Source organism: Sphingobacterium sp. SYP-B4668 (assembly GCF_027627455.1).
In the GTDB taxonomy this organism is placed as follows: Bacteria; Bacteroidota; Bacteroidia; order Sphingobacteriales; family Sphingobacteriaceae; genus Sphingobacterium.
In genome coordinates, this window is the sequence record NZ_CP115483.1 from 547629 (window position 1) to 562345 (window position 14717).

Here is a 14717-nt window from a genome sequence, read left to right on the forward strand (position 1 = left end):
TATTAGAAAGCTGTAATTTCCATCATGACTTTTGTGGTTTGGATGTTTTTTGGTAATGCGCAAAGATATCGACGCGTAGCTAAATTAGTAACAACTAAGATTTAAGAACGATTAAGACCCTGGGGAAGAGAGAGGGGCCTCTGTGCGAAGGCATAGAGGCTCTTTCATAATTATAGATGATTAGACTTGGTATTCAGTCGCTATTTCTTGCAGGTCCTTAATTTGGGAAGTTACAAGTTTATGGGTTTGTTCGATAAAGATGTTGATTCTATCCTCGAGAATGAAGAGGTTGGAACCGTTGACTTTATATTTAGGGTTGAAACTAAAGGTATTTTGGACTTCAGCCAAAGTTCGGAAAAGCGTTGCTTCATTTTTCGAATCAAGGCAGAACACAACATTCGGTAGGGGTGTGATAGATAGGCACAGTTCAATCAGGTAATTGAGATTGATGCTTTTGGGAGTATAGCCCAAGAACACCGTAATCAACCCCAAGCAGATTTGCTCGAGCGCCTTAGCGTAAGCAAAGCTGGCCGCAGCTTCGCCATCAGTGTAAAGTCCACTTTCCCAAGCTCGCATGAGGTTTATGGCATTTTGATGATGATATTGCCATTGTTCAAGCTTATATACATCACAACTTGATGCAAGGGGTATCTCTTCCGGCATGTAAGTATGGATACACTCACTTTGTAGCCATTTTTCACTTGAGTAGGCAATACGATGATAAAACGGATGGCCTTGTGCTATTTTCTTTTGAAAGGATTTCTTATGTGAACAAATTAATGTGACTCGAATATGATCTGGCAGACGGTTATTTATTGCAAATTGCTTGTCTAAAATGCGACCCACTAGATGGGTGGTGATGACGACCAAAAAGTAATGATGCCTATTGTGCCCCTCTTCTCCTAAAGTAATGCAATTGTATTGTTGACGTGTTGTGCTTAGGCAACTGAAGCAGTAGATTTGTAGGCAATCGAGATATTCAATCACTGCATTTGTAATGAGATCTCGATGGGAGGAGATGCTCGATACACCTGTGCTTTCAAATGCAGCGCTATCCGAGATGGAAGTCCCATTCCCTAAAAGCCCCGTGGGCAATTGTAAGCCCGATACTTGGAGGCTGTTAATCTCGTCCACGAGTTTTTGGTGCTGTTGTTCAATAAATAAGATGAGTATTTGAGCTTTCGCATAAGCGAGATCAAGCTCTGCTTTTTCTAATGTGAATCCAAAATCATATCGTGCAGCTTTGTATGATTCGTCTAGTTTGAATAGGATAAGTATTTCCTCCTCATTAATGAACAGTTCGCCAATCTCTTGAGCATGCGGATGGACAAACAATTGATGATTTTTAATCGAATGTGAGGCCTTAACTTGTCCAATAATTATACGCTCTGCGAGTCTATACCCTAATTCCAATACTTGATGCAGCATAAAAGACGCTTGGGCATAGTTTTCCTGCCGCATATAGAGCTCAAATCCGTCTCCGAAAGCATTTATCTTGGTAAATTCTTCTTGTAAAGCCCCATACGATTTATGTAAGAGAGTCTCTTTGTCCATCTCTACGACGTCGATGATTTGGTCTGCATTGGGATTGCGGTATATCTCATTCTTAAGTCTGAAAATACTGGCCAGTCGGATGTTGCCCCGATTTAATTCCATTTGCATTTCTTTGGAATACGAGAGGTGGCAGCAAAAGGTGACGAAATCATGAAAAATAGCCTGACATAATGCGCGTGCGTCAATAATGCTTTGACCGCTTTCTTTGCGAATTAGAATATACAGGTGCAATTGTTCTCTTTCAGTCGATTGACGTTTACTTGCATAGATTTGCTCGACTGGAACGACGGCTATAAAGCGTTGTATGAGGACGGTGAGGATGTCCTCCTGAGAGGGAGTAAGAGATTTCTTATTCATAATTTTGGTTATTAAGGAGTAGTTGTTACAGAGACTAGATGAAGTAATTTTCCCAGCATCACAATAATAGAATCGAAGGCGAGGAACGAGGATATTTCTTGTATGAATACTTGAAATGCTTCAGTTTTAAATTCTTTTGTGTATTTTTCATAATTGTTATAATTTGTAGGATGATCATCCCTCGTATTTTGTGCTTCAATAAAGGTAGGGAATAATTATCGGTAAAAAGAATATTTTGGATATAATTTTCAATATTAATGAGTAGTGTTTTAGAAAGAATAAAGCAAATTGCTGATAATGAGAAGATTGCTATAACCTCTTTTGAAGGAAAAATTGGCGCTAGTAAGGGTGTTTTATCGAGAGCATTGGCTAATAAGACGGATATACAAAGTAAATGGTTGAGCAAGATTGTTGATAATTTTCCCCGATATTCAGTGCAATGGCTTTTGACAGGAGAGGGAGATATGTTGAAAGATTACATAGCAGTAGCGAGTGATAGAGATGCCAATAGCTATATGACTAGTAAGGAAGAAAAAGTAATAAACGCTACTATTGATGCCCTTAACCTAGTAATATCTACCCAAGAGATTACAATTAAATCTCAAGAAAAAACAATTTCTGCACTTGAATCCCGTATCAAACAATTGGAAAAGGAAAATACGAACATCAAGTCGTCGAGTCCTAGGTGATGAGGATATATACAACAACAAAGGGCGCCTCTAGATTGAGACGCCCTTTGTTGTTGCACCTTGTCCCGACGTTATTTAGCCGGTATGATGGTGATTTTTCTGAACTCAATAGGAGCATGATCGCCCTGTAGATAAATTGGTCCCGGTTCGCCTTCCTTACTATCTAAAGCTCCACCCGTAATTCCTGGAATTTCCTGATTGCTGATGATAGTCTTCCCGTTCGCCACTATAGTCACTAAACGTCCACGAAGAGTGATTTCATATTTCTGCCATTCATTCGGCCCCAATGTGACCATCTCATTAGGAGCAATGAATCCGTATACCCCACCAAAATAAAGAGCGCCTGGATGCTTGTCCTTCGGACTATCTTCAATTTGCACCTCGTAACGTCCACGAAGATATATACCACTGTTGCCACCTTCTTTGTAACGGAATTCAGCTAATATTTTGAAATCTTCAAATTTCTGCTCACTGATAAGGTTCGCTCCAGCTTTGTCGCTGGTCAGTACCCCATCGACAACTTTCCATTGGTTCTCTTCCGAAGAAGCTTTCCAACCAGCTAGGTCTTTGCCGTTGAACAATTCAATTGGTGTACCCCAGGCTACTTCTCCAGTACGAGTTAAATAAGGTGCTTTTGAACCTGTAAAGTTGAATTTCTCATTTTTGTTGGAAGTAATGGTACCTTTCAGATTGCCGCCTTCTAGCTGTCCTTCGATGACAAAGTCTCCTTCTCCACCTTCCCACTGTGGGGGTATTGCAAAAGAAAATTTACCGTCTTTGAGTTTCACATGCGATACAGGGCGTTGGCTACCACTGTCGCCAACAAATGCACCCACCAACGTGTTGAATCCTGATAATTTGATTTCAATCCATGATGGAGCCACTTTGCCATTTTTGTCTACATCTAGATCCCAGCGTCCGATAAGGTCTTTGTATTCCTCGGGAATGGTTTGAGTAGCTGGATTGTGGACTTCCTCTTTAGCAAGTGAGTCTTGTGTGTCTCCACCTTCTTTGGCAGTTTGGTTACAAGAAACCAAACTAGCACTGATAAGAGCGACAGCCAGTGAGCTGCGCAGAAAATTTTTGATCATTTTATTGGTTTTTGGTCAACTAAATAATTAAATAATGTTTTGTTTGCATCTATAATAGACGTAGATCCAATAAGGAGCCTTCTACAAATTTACAATTTGTATTTACTTTTTAGTAGCAACAATGGTAACTTTTATATTCTGAATCAGGAAATTGCCCCGACTACCGGTGCCGCCACGTGCAAATTTATTTGACGACACCTTCAATGTGAATATTACTTCAAGAGGTTCTGAATGAAAGGTAGCATCTCTGGATGGTCAAAATCAACGCCCCCCATGTGCTTCGTCACCATCTTGCCAGATTTGTCAATGATAATAGTTGTAGGAATTGAATTAGTCTGAAACGATTCCGGAAGATTGCCTTCTAAAATATAATTGGGCAAATCGAACCCCTTTTTCTTTACATAATCCGTAGATTCCTTCAGTTTTCCATCTACATCCATCATGATGAAGATAATGTCGGGGTTATCCTTCAATTTACTATATAATCTATTCAATGAGGGCATTTCTTTGCGACATGGAGGACACCAAGTAGCCCACATATTGATGAATATGACCTTATTTCTTATGTTCCGAAGAGCAATCTTATCACCCTTGCTATTTCTGAATACGGTATTGCTATTGCTCAAGTCAGATGATGGGGAGAGTTCAACCAGCGTGGTGGTGGGCTGCGGTGATTTTACATGCGCTACAGATTCAGGCGTAGCCACTTGCTTGCCCAGCAAGTAAAGACTAGAGGTGGTTATGATTGCTAAAATAATCATGACACCTAATATGATACTAAATGTTTTTCGTTTCATTGTAATATTTTATTGATGTTACGTACGCAACAATTGAGTAGTCACTCATGTTGATGGATATAAGATACTTTCTGTCTCTAAAATTAAGGAACAGTCCTAAATCAATAGTGTACGATACAAGAGATAAATAGGGGTAGGAGAAGGAGGGGGGCTTAGTGTGACCGGAGTGATAGGAGCCCTAGGTAGCGAGGACGCTCGAGATGCCTCATAAGTGCCTAGAAGTGGCCACGTCACTTGCAGGGAATGAGGGCGACTTGAATCAACACGAAAGGCGGTACAAAGCGAACAAGAAGGTCCGTTGATAACCGTCAAACTTGTTGATCCCGCTTTGTCGTTAGTTTTCGATTCTTCTATATCAGCCTTTGCCCATCCTTTTAGAGAAGCCTTTAAAGGGCAAGATGTTAGTACACCCATCACTAAGGCAAAGACGACACAGGCAATCACTCTTAGAGAGGTTACTCTCGTGCTAATGTATGTGGTCTGCATCTCACCCAAAGATATTGATTGGTGAAACCAAAGACAAATATTTGATACGTAAAAAAGCCGTTTCATTTTTGAAACGGCTTAGTAAGCGATTTTTTTTATAGGATCTCGACTACGTTATCCTTATCATCGACATCTGCCAGACGTTTGGTGATGTCTATCGTCGCTTTACGGATCGGTTTAGTCGTTTTGAAGGTATAAGTAGGTTTGGTCCAAAACCAATCTTCCAGGGTTGTACGTGTTGCCCCTTGGTAGCTACTGAAGCCTTCGACTGGTTTTTCACCTCTCATTTCACGTAGCGGAATATAAAACAACTCTTTTGAGCCATCTTGATATTCGACTAAGATATCTAATGGCATGGCGAAGTCAGACTTGTTGGTCAGCTTTATTTCGGTCGTGGAAAGACTCTGGATACCGTAATCTATCTTGCGCGTGGTATTTATAAATAGGTTGAAATACCATTTGAGATTGATGCCAGATACCTCTTCTGCTACGCGCTTAAAGTCATTGGGAGTGGGATGTTTGAATTTCCAAATATCGTAGAATTTTAAAAATGTTGCTTCCAAATGCTCTTGTCCAATGATGTAGCCCAATTGCTCAGCTAAAACCTGACCTTTGTTATAGGCCTGATTGCTGTAAGCATAGTTGCTATTATAGTAGTCGGCCAAGAGACTTGCGGGTTCTTCCTTGCCGGACAGTGCTAACTTGATATAACTCTTATATGCATTTATTACTGGGTTGTCAGGTAGGGGTGAGGTTTTCTTGAATAAAGTCTGAAAAGCGAGCTCTTCAACATAGCTAGTAAAACCCTCATCAAACCACTCGTCTACAGTTTCATTGATGCCAAACAAATGTTGGTACCACGAGTGTGCGGCTTCGTGATAAATAACGCCAACGAGACTTTCTAGAGTACGTTCTCCAGTTATCAATGTCGTGGTCCCGTATTCCATACCACCGTCGCCACCCTGTACCACAGTATAAGTCGGCCAAGGGTAAGCACCAAATCGCTCACCACAAAAATCAAAAAAATCTGTTGTATAGGATAAGGCTTTCTGCCAATTGTCTGTGGTTTTTTTTCCGGGAATATATATCATGAATACTTCGACTCCCCCTTTACTCTTTTCTCGCTCAACAATGAATTCCTTGTCCGCGGCCCAGGCAAAGTCATGTATATTCTCGGCTTTGAAATGCCAAGAGCTACGGTCGTTTTTTACCACAGGTCTCGCTTTTTTAACATAACCTTTAACCTGAGTCGGATTCTGCAATACTCCAGATCCACCAATGACGTAATCCTTGCCTATATTGATGGTAATATCAAAATCACCAAATGGGGCAATGAACTCTCGAGCGACATATTCATCCAGATGCCACCCAAATTCGTCAAATTGTGCCATTTTGGGGTACCACTGGGTCATTGAAAATTCAACACCTTCTTTGGAATTACGACCGCTTCTTCTAATCTGTTCAGGAATCTGTGCCTCCCACGTCATATCAAAAGTTGCTGAACTATTGGCTTGTATAGGCTTCGCAAGAGTTACTTCCAGAAGAGTGCCATCAACTTTAAATGTCGTCTTGGCCCCATCTTGTAGCAATGTTTTGATGCGTTGATAGCCAATTTGTTCGGGAGTCAAGCTCGCGATACGACTTTGATATACAGGTTTTTCTTTGGTCCCTATGTTGTTGGTCATTCGGGCATCCGGGTCGGAAATATTGGAGAGACGATAGTCCATCATACTGCCTGGTTGAAAAGCATTGAAATACAAGTGGAAATATACTTTATGGAGTGCCTGTCCCGAATTGTTGGTGTACACCAGTTTCATCTTTCCATCATATTGATATGATTTTTCTTTCATATCAATCGTCATGGTATAGTCTACTTTTTGATCCCAATAGCCTTTTCGTTGAGCTGATAGTTGGAAGGAGACCAGTGTTAGAAAAAGAAATAAGTGAAGTTTTTTCATCAGAATATAATTTGTATAAATCTACATTATCGGCACATGTTGGCGCCATCATAATGACGAGTCAATTAACGGCTTCAAACATACGAAAAAACCCTAGTTAGTGTGGCTTCCCTAGTCGAAGAAAAATAGAGCCGCAGAATATTAATGTTCTGGAATGTGGACACTTTTCCCGAAAATAGGGAAAGACCACCTACGCTGAGAGGGGTGAATACTACATATTGTAGTATTCAATATTTTGTGCCTGTATAGCTTCTACCAAAGACTGTAATTGGTCTTCATTCTGAAAAAGTTTGTTTCTCCAAAATCGATAGGAGTGACCCCTACGTTGATAGATAATCAATAAGTTGCCGCCAGACCGACGGAGATTTCGGATATGGGAGATATTCGATTTGGGGATAGTAACTTCCCTATCAAGCTTTTCGATGGTCAAATTAGTGCCATCAAAAGACCAGTGTGAGGGAACACGGCTATATCTTACTGCTCCAAAAATGACCAGAGGTATTGCAAATAGCGTTACTAATATTTTGACAACCTCTTGAAATGGAGTAAGTGCGAGCAAGGCAGCAATTATACTGATGCCTGAAAAAATCAATAACATATATCGACCTCTGTGTAATGTCGATATATAGTAACTTTGGGTAGGGGTATGGACTTTCATCGTGTAGGACCTATAGTATAAAAAAAGTGCCAGACTTTTGAAAATCTAGCTTAAGGTCAAATATGATTGCAAAAATCTCATCTAATAAGGTGTAAAACAAGTTCCATCTTATATTTTGATACCCTTTGGTTAATATTTTTATAGTTTGCAAGCAAAATCGCATCTTTGGGTAATCAATCCAATCCCTATGAGTAAACGCTTTATCTTACTGGTCTTTTGTCTGTGCCAACTCTTATATGCACAACAAAAACCAAATATAATAATAATCATTTCGGATGACCATGCATTTCAGACGATAGGAGCCTACGGTTCTCCATATGGAAGGACCCCCAATATTGATAGACTGGCTAAGGCTGGCAAAGTTTTCGATCGAGCATATGTGACCAACTCCCTTTGTGGTCCGAGTCGGGCAGTACTATTGACCGGTAAGTATAGTCACAAGAACGGTTTTAAAGAAAATGAAAATTCGACATTCGATCATAGTCAAAATACCTTTGTTAAAGAATTGCAGGCTGTAGGTTACAACACGGCATGGATTGGAAAGCAACACCTAGGAGACCACCCCCAAGGGTTTGATTTTTTCAGTATATTGGATGGTCAGGGGCATTACTTTAATCCTGTTTTTATAGAAAATGACGGTAGGCGAGAGCAAATCCAAGGATATGTCTCGGACATTATTACGGACAAATCAAAGAAATGGCTGGAGACATTGAGCCGTGAGGAACCTTTTTGTTTGGTAATCGGTCATAAAGCCACACATCGGTCGTGGATGCCCGATCCCAAAGACTTCGGTAGGTATGATGATGTATCTATACCATTGCCGGATAATTTTTACGATACCTATACGAATCGCAAAGCAGCAGCTATTCAAGAAATGACAATCTCGAAAGATATGCAGTTGGCCTATGACCTTAAGATGTACCCCAGCAAAGATGCTATGCGGAAGGATTATGATTTTGCCCGATTTTCAGATGAGCAATTTGAAGCATATTATAATTATTATAGACCGATACAGGATGATTTTTACCAAAAAAAGCTGCAGGGGAGGGAATTGGTAGAGTGGAAGTATAAAAGATATATGATTGACTATCTCAATACATCCGTTTCTCTTGATCGCAACATAGGAGAGATTCTGGACTACGTTGAAGAGAATGGGCTGGAAAAAAATACGATAATAATCTATCTTTCGGATCAAGGATTTTATATGGGAGAACACGGATGGTTTGACAAACGCTTTATGTATGAAGAATCTTTTCGTACACCAATGATTATAAAGACTCCTGGTGGAGACAAGGCCACAGCTCAGCACATTCAAACGATGGTGATGAACGTTGATATAGCCCCCACATTGTTGGAGTTGGCGAGTGTGGATATACCTAAAGATATGCAAGGTAAATCTTTTGCTAGAACATTGAGCAACCCGAATCGAGCGACTAGAGACCGTCTTTACTACCATTATTATGAAGATGGGGTACATGCAGTGTCACCCCACTTTGGCATCAGTGACGGGAGATTCAAGCTTGTGAGATTTTACGGAAAGGTAGACAGCTGGGAATTGTATGACTTGAAGACGGATTCTGCCGAAATGAACAATATCTTTGATGCCACTGCTGCAAAAAAAATCGTGGAGAAGATGAAAAAGAAATTAATAACAGAAATAAAGGCTGTTGATGATCAGGAAGCCTTAGATATATTAACGAAATAACTATGATCTTAAAATTTGCCAATCGATTTATTGGATTTGGAGTTCTATTGGCCTTTATGCAGGTCACTTATGCACAGGGAAAGAAACAGCCCAATGTATTGATGGTTTATGTGGATGATTTGGGATACGGCGATTTAGGGCTCTATGGAGCTAAAGATATTGAGACACCACATCTAGATGAGCTGGGACGGTCTGGCATCAAGTTTACCAATGCACACGCTGCAGCAGCAACTTGTACGCCCTCTCGATATGCGTTAATGACTGGGAATAATCCATATCGAGCTAAAGGAACTGGAATTTTGCCCGGAGATGCGGCACTTATTATCCCTCAAGACAAGATTACCTTACCTAAAGTATTTCAAAAGAAGGGATATTCCACAGCAATCGTCGGGAAATGGCATTTAGGGTTAGGTAATCAAGTAGATAAGGATTGGAATGGAAAGATTGCTCCTGGACCACTGGAAGTTGGGTATGGATATTCATTTATATTCCCGGCAACGGCAGATCGAGTACCAACGGTATTTCTGGAGAATCATCATGTCATTGCTGCCGATGTTAATGATCCTATATATGTGAACTACAAGCAGAAAATAGGGAGTGAACCTACCGGAAAGGAGAATCCTGAATTGTTGAAAATGCATGCTTCTCCAAACCAAGGACATGATAACACAATTGTCAACGGAATAGGGCGGATAGGTTGGATGACGGGTGGAAAGGCTGCGAAATGGACAGATGAAGAGTTGACGCTTACATTTTTTGAGAAAGCTAAGGAATTCATTAGGAGTAATGCTTCGAAACCATTCTTCTTAAGTTATAATGCGACAGAACCGCACGTGCCGCGCATGCCTGCTACAGTCTTTAAAGGGAAGAGCAAACTTGGATTAAGAGGCGATGCGATACTGCAGCTAGATTACACCGTAGGTGAGTTGGTGCGCGAGTTGAAAAATAATGGTATATACGAGAATACAATTATCATCTTTACAAGTGACAATGGTCCTGTCCTAGATGATGGATATGTCGATGAAGCAGTCTCTAAAACCGGCAATCACGACGCCTTTGGAGGATTAAGAGGAGGGAAATATAGTGCTTTTGAAGCCGGTACAAGAGTGCCATTTCTCATCAGCTGGCCCGCAGAGATAAAAAAAGGACAGGTATCGGATGCATTGGTCGGTCAGGTAGATTTATTGGCCTCATTTGCTTCTTATCTAGGGGTATCCTATTCGCAGGATGAAGCTGTAGATAGTCAGAATCATTGGAAGTCTTTGCTTGGTGAGGACACAAAAGGACGTGAATATTTAGTTAAAAGCGCAGGTACTTTTTCAATTATTAAAGGAGATTACAAATATATCCGACCTAATGGCGGTGCGAAAATCAATAAATCCGTGAATATTGAGCTTGGAAATGATGAAATTCCCCAATTGTACAATTTGAAAATTGACAAGGGCGAAAAGAACAATATTGCTCCAACCAATAAAAATAAAGTTGACGAACTAGACAAACTTTTGCAGACCCAGCTTTAATCTAATGGAGATTCGAACTTTACTTTCTATGGATCCATTCTAGTTGAGAAGAGTTGTATATAGAAAGCAATTTATCTAAGTTTGTGCCTATGTCGTTTTCAAAAAGATTGGTAGCTTGGTATGGAGAGAATGGACGTGATCTTCCCTGGCGTCATACCCAAGATCCCTATATTATTTGGCTGTCTGAAATAATTTTACAACAGACCCGTGTGGAACAAGGAATGCCTTACTTTTTCAGGTTTTCGGAAAAATTCCCTACTGTTAAAGATTTTGCGGAAGCATCTGAAGATGATATTTTACATCTGTGGCAGGGGCTGGGTTATTATTCAAGAGGCCGGAATATGCATAAGGCAGCGAAGACTGTGATGTCCGATTTTAAAGGAGTCTTCCCGACAAAATATGAAGATGTGATTAAGTTGAGTGGTGTGGGTGAATATACTGCAGCCGCAATTTCTTCTATCGCTATTGGAGAACAAAGGGCTGTGTTGGATGGCAACGTTTTTAGGGTACTGTCTAGGTATTTGGGTATAACAGAAGAAATCAATACACCAAAGGGTAAAAAAATATTCACCGCTGTTGCCAATCAAATGCTTCATCGGGAACAACCTGCGACATACAATCAAGCCATTATGGATTTTGGAGCAATCCAGTGTAAGCCCAAAAATCCGAATTGTGAGAGATGTGTATTCAACTTGGAGTGTGTGGCACTGCAGGAGAATAAAGTTGCGGAGCTGCCCATGAAGAAAAAAGGAAAGAGCAGCCGAAATCGATACTTTCACTACTTTGTTTTAGAGGATGGAGAACAAATCTTAATGTCCAAACGTGGACCTGGTGATGTCTGGGAAAATCTGTATGAGTTTCCCCTCATAGAAACGGACAGCTTATTGGATGCTGGTCAAATTAGGGAATACAAAGCGTTAGAAGACTTCTTTTCTTCAGATGTCCAACTCGCTGAAATGGGTGGTGTTGTCAAGCATATATTGAGCCATCAGAATATATACGCCCAGTTTTACAAGGTCTTAAATCCACAGTCTTTAATTTGGAAAAAAAAGTCGTGGAATTATGTATTGTTAAAAGATTTAAATAAATTAGCTCAACATAAGTTGATTTTTACGTTTATTGAAAACAACATTACCAACATTAGCTAATCACAAACACCTAAATTATTAACATGTCAGGCATTAACAAAGTTATCTTAGTTGGACACTTGGGCAAAGATCCCGAAATCCGTTACTTAGAAGGCAACGTAAGTGTTGCCAGTTTTCCATTAGCAACTTCCGAATCATTCAACAAAGATGGCCGCAAAGTCGAACAAACAGAATGGCACAACATTGTGATGTGGAGAGGACTTGCAGATGTCGCTGCAAAATATCTAACCAAAGGCCGATTGGTCTATATCGAAGGTCGATTGCGTACGCGTACCTATGAAGATAAAGAAGGGATCAGAAGATATACGACCGAAGTGGTCGCTGAAAACTTTACGCTGCTCGGACGAAAATCTGATTTCGAGCCTCCTGCCCAAGCGCCAGCCAGCACGGCGGATAAAGCGGTAGAAAACAAAGAGCAACAAGTGGATTTTAAAGAACTTGATGATGATAATGATGGATTGCCGTTTTAAATCGTCGTTCACATAATATTACATAGCTTGGGACAACATTGAAAGATGTTGTCCCTTCTTTTTTACGGATAAGGGTTTCGAAAATCGTTTTTGCCAAATTCCATCCTATATGCAACAGTAGACGTACCGCCTAATTAATAGATAAAATGACGATATAAATAATAATCTCCATGATTGGCGTTTCAAGTTTTTAATTTTTGCTGTATCTTTGGCCTATGTTGCAAGATAAAATAAAGCAGTATACGGAAGAGATTGAGCAATTTAATCCGCTTACTCTGGCCGATGTAGAAAATTTCAGATTGAAATTCTTGGTTTCCAAGGGAATTGTAAAAAGCTTATTTGAAGAGTTTAAAACTGCTCCTGCGGAAGAGAAGCGTGTGTTGGGTAAGGTGTTGAACGATTTCAAACAACTTGCTGAAAGTAAGCACAAAGATGGACTTGACCAGTTTGGTAATAATGGGGCCATTCAGCAAGCAAAGGCAGAAGAAGACCTTACATTACCGGGGAATGGCTTTACCTTAGGTACCCGTCATCCGCTTTCATTGGTCAGAAAGGAAATTGTCGAAATCTTTAAAAAACTAGGCTTTATTGTTGCCGAAGGACCTGAAATCGAGGATGACTGGCATAATTTCTCCGCATTGAACTTCCCTCCCGAGCATCCAGCTAGGGACATGCAAGATACCTTTTTTATCAAAAAGCAAGATGGAAATGACATCGCCTTGCGTACGCATACTTCATCGGTACAGGTTCGTTTGATGGAAGCAGGTAAGCCTCCGTTCCGTGCGATTATGCCCGGACGTGTATATCGGAATGAGGCTATTTCTGCACGTGCACACTGTTTTTTTCATCAGGTCGAAGGATTGTATGTAGACGAAAATGTGTCATTTGCCGATCTCAAGCAGACACTTTACCATTTCGTTCAAGAGTTATATGGTGAGGGTACAAAAGTAAGATTCCGCCCCTCATATTTTCCTTTTACAGAACCCTCTGCAGAAATGGATATCTCTTGCACCATTTGTAAAGGCGAGGGCTGTCAACTATGTAAATACTCTGGATGGGTAGAGATATTGGGCTGTGGGATGGTGGATCCAAATGTATTGGAAAATTGTGGCATCGATAGCCAAAAGTACTCGGGATTTGCATTCGGTATGGGCATAGAACGGATTACAAATCTGAAATATGAAATTAAAGATTTACGTCTGTTTTCTGAGAACGATGTACGATTTTTAGATCAATTCCAATCGGAGATAATTTAATGAAAATACTTTTTAGACTTTGCTTTCTTCTTATTGTGATAGCCTCTCTTTCGGCTTGTGGTAAGGGGGGATGCAATGTCGTGCCAAGTGTCAATGTATACCACGGATTTAGTCAGGCTACCAACCCCAGTTTATTTGTGACTGGGGGTGCCGATGTAATCGACGGTATAGGGGTGACAGGGGTAATTGTATACAATATGGGTAATGGTGAATTTATCGCTTACGACAGATGTAGCACTGTAAACCCCGAGAAGCGAAATCGGGTAGTGTTGGACAAAAATAATCCGTATGTAGCTACAGACCCTGTCAGTGGAGCCGAATGGTTACTATTGGATGGGTCGCCTGCCAAAATTGCAGAATGCCCGCTGAAACCTTACTATGTGCGTAAAGTAGGAAATCTTTACTACATTCAAAACTAAAGGAATATGGAGCCTGAAAAAATTGTTGCATCGATAAAAAAAGCAGCTCGGGAGCTTTTCAGGCGATACGGGTATAATAAGACGAGCGTAAACGAACTAGCTAAAGTAGCAAACGTTTCCAAAGCAACAGTCTATAAATATTTTATTAGTAAAGAACTGATTCTGCACGCCATCCTCATGGATTATATTCGGGAGAATGTCAAAGATATTTTAGATAAAAATGTGAATCAGAATGACTTGCCTACCTTCTTGGCCAATACTATTTTGAGGGTAAGTAGATTGACATATACGGTGTGTAATGAATTCGTAGGGTGGGAGTTCATTCGCGAATCATCTAATGCACAGGAATATCTAAAAACATTATCGGAAGATTTGGAGTTCCTTTTGTTAAGCTCATTTATCCAAAATGAAGCCATCGCAAATGAAGTCCCTGAGGAGAAATTGACCTTCCTAATTAAAACCAGTAAAAACGTTGTATTCTCGTTTGCTTTTACGGCAGTGTCAGAGGCCGATGTACGTAAAAATTTTATTTCGTTTCAAAAAGAGATCCTACCTTATCTCGTTCAGGCTGCACTGATATAGTACCCCTTTTTCCAATGGTTGTTGCAC

At 40.4% G+C, this 14717-nt stretch carries 14 protein-coding genes; 8 read left to right on the plus strand and 6 right to left on the minus strand.

What is annotated here, in order from left to right; genetic code table 11:
* Positions 1-180: 180 nt before the first annotated feature.
* Positions 181-1911 carry a hypothetical protein gene (locus tag OQ289_RS02265; protein WP_270089254.1) on the minus strand — a complete coding sequence of 577 codons (1731 nt, stop codon included), beginning with the start codon at positions 1909-1911 and terminating at the stop codon, positions 181-183.
* A 257-nt stretch (positions 1912-2168) separates the two neighbouring features.
* Between OQ289_RS02265 and OQ289_RS02270 the strand changes: the two genes are divergently transcribed.
* On the plus strand, positions 2169-2600 hold the full coding sequence (locus tag OQ289_RS02270; protein ID WP_270089255.1) for a hypothetical protein: 432 nt from the start codon (positions 2169-2171) through the stop codon (positions 2598-2600).
* Between the two features lie 71 nt (positions 2601-2671).
* Here OQ289_RS02270 and OQ289_RS02275 read toward each other — a convergent pair whose 3' ends face one another.
* The 5 genes from OQ289_RS02275 to OQ289_RS02295 all read right to left on the minus strand — a co-directional run bounded on the left by OQ289_RS02275 (position 2672) and on the right by OQ289_RS02295 (position 7530).
* On the minus strand, positions 2672-3691 hold the full coding sequence (locus tag OQ289_RS02275) for a 3-keto-disaccharide hydrolase (RefSeq protein WP_270089256.1): 1020 nt from the start codon (positions 3689-3691) through the stop codon (positions 2672-2674).
* A 212-nt stretch (positions 3692-3903) separates the two neighbouring features.
* Complete coding sequence (locus tag OQ289_RS02280; protein ID WP_270089257.1) at positions 3904-4488, minus strand: TlpA family protein disulfide reductase; 585 nt, start codon at positions 4486-4488, stop codon at positions 3904-3906.
* Positions 4489-4584: 96 nt separating this feature from the next.
* On the minus strand, positions 4585-4974 hold the full coding sequence (locus tag OQ289_RS02285; RefSeq protein WP_270089258.1) for a hypothetical protein: 390 nt from the start codon (positions 4972-4974) through the stop codon (positions 4585-4587).
* A 95-nt stretch (positions 4975-5069) separates the two neighbouring features.
* Positions 5070-6932, minus strand: a complete 1863-nt coding sequence (locus OQ289_RS02290; RefSeq protein WP_270089259.1) for a M1 family metallopeptidase — start codon at positions 6930-6932, stop codon at positions 5070-5072.
* A 211-nt stretch (positions 6933-7143) separates the two neighbouring features.
* Entirely contained in the window at positions 7144-7530 is a 387-nt protein-coding gene (locus OQ289_RS02295; protein ID WP_270089260.1) for a hypothetical protein, read from the minus strand.
* A 247-nt stretch (positions 7531-7777) separates the two neighbouring features.
* Here OQ289_RS02295 and OQ289_RS02300 point away from each other — a divergent pair, with 247 nt between their 5' ends.
* The 7 genes from OQ289_RS02300 (at position 7778) to OQ289_RS02330 (ending at position 14690) form a co-directional block, all read left to right on the plus strand.
* A complete protein-coding gene (locus OQ289_RS02300; protein ID WP_270089261.1) occupies positions 7778-9295 on the plus strand; it encodes a sulfatase family protein in 1518 nt (505 codons plus the stop codon).
* A 2-nt stretch (positions 9296-9297) separates the two neighbouring features.
* A complete protein-coding gene (locus tag OQ289_RS02305; protein WP_270089262.1) occupies positions 9298-10815 on the plus strand; it encodes a sulfatase family protein in 1518 nt (505 codons plus the stop codon).
* 89 nt (positions 10816-10904) lie between these two features.
* Positions 10905-11963, plus strand: a complete 1059-nt coding sequence (mutY, locus tag OQ289_RS02310) for an A/G-specific adenine glycosylase (protein WP_270089263.1) — start codon at positions 10905-10907, stop codon at positions 11961-11963.
* Between the two features lie 23 nt (positions 11964-11986).
* On the plus strand, positions 11987-12433 hold the full coding sequence (locus tag OQ289_RS02315) for a single-stranded DNA-binding protein (RefSeq protein WP_033563498.1): 447 nt from the start codon (positions 11987-11989) through the stop codon (positions 12431-12433).
* A gap of 218 nt (positions 12434-12651) precedes the next feature.
* Positions 12652-13689: a phenylalanine--tRNA ligase subunit alpha gene (gene pheS / locus OQ289_RS02320; protein ID WP_443020447.1), complete on the plus strand. Its 1038-nt coding sequence runs from the start codon at positions 12652-12654 to the stop codon at positions 13687-13689.
* Positions 13689-14108, plus strand: coding sequence for a hypothetical protein (locus OQ289_RS02325; protein WP_270089265.1), 420 nt, complete (start codon positions 13689-13691; stop codon positions 14106-14108). Before pheS ends, OQ289_RS02325 begins: the two co-directional genes overlap by 1 nt.
* 6 nt (positions 14109-14114) lie before the next feature.
* On the plus strand, positions 14115-14690 hold the full coding sequence (locus tag OQ289_RS02330; protein WP_270089266.1) for a TetR/AcrR family transcriptional regulator: 576 nt from the start codon (positions 14115-14117) through the stop codon (positions 14688-14690).
* The last annotated feature ends 27 nt before the right edge of the window (positions 14691-14717 follow it).

Coding starts and splice junctions, on each gene's coding strand:
- OQ289_RS02280 (WP_270089257.1), bottom strand. CDS start 4,488: ATGAAACGAAAAACATTTAGTATCATATTAGGTGTCATGATTATTTTA.
- OQ289_RS02290 (WP_270089259.1), bottom strand. CDS start 6,932: ATGAAAAAACTTCACTTATTTCTTTTTCTAACACTGGTCTCCTTCCAA.
- OQ289_RS02265 (WP_270089254.1), bottom strand. CDS start 1,911: ATGAATAAGAAATCTCTTACTCCCTCTCAGGAGGACATCCTCACCGTC.
- OQ289_RS02270 (WP_270089255.1), top strand. CDS start 2,169: ATGAGTAGTGTTTTAGAAAGAATAAAGCAAATTGCTGATAATGAGAAG.
- OQ289_RS02285 (WP_270089258.1), bottom strand. CDS start 4,974: ATGCAGACCACATACATTAGCACGAGAGTAACCTCTCTAAGAGTGATT.
- mutY (WP_270089263.1), top strand. CDS start 10,905: ATGTCGTTTTCAAAAAGATTGGTAGCTTGGTATGGAGAGAATGGACGT.
- OQ289_RS02325 (WP_270089265.1), top strand. CDS start 13,689: ATGAAAATACTTTTTAGACTTTGCTTTCTTCTTATTGTGATAGCCTCT.
- OQ289_RS02275 (WP_270089256.1), bottom strand. CDS start 3,691: ATGATCAAAAATTTTCTGCGCAGCTCACTGGCTGTCGCTCTTATCAGT.
- OQ289_RS02315 (WP_033563498.1), top strand. CDS start 11,987: ATGTCAGGCATTAACAAAGTTATCTTAGTTGGACACTTGGGCAAAGAT.
- OQ289_RS02295 (WP_270089260.1), bottom strand. CDS start 7,530: ATGTTATTGATTTTTTCAGGCATCAGTATAATTGCTGCCTTGCTCGCA.
- OQ289_RS02305 (WP_270089262.1), top strand. CDS start 9,298: ATGATCTTAAAATTTGCCAATCGATTTATTGGATTTGGAGTTCTATTG.
- OQ289_RS02330 (WP_270089266.1), top strand. CDS start 14,115: ATGGAGCCTGAAAAAATTGTTGCATCGATAAAAAAAGCAGCTCGGGAG.
- OQ289_RS02300 (WP_270089261.1), top strand. CDS start 7,778: ATGAGTAAACGCTTTATCTTACTGGTCTTTTGTCTGTGCCAACTCTTA.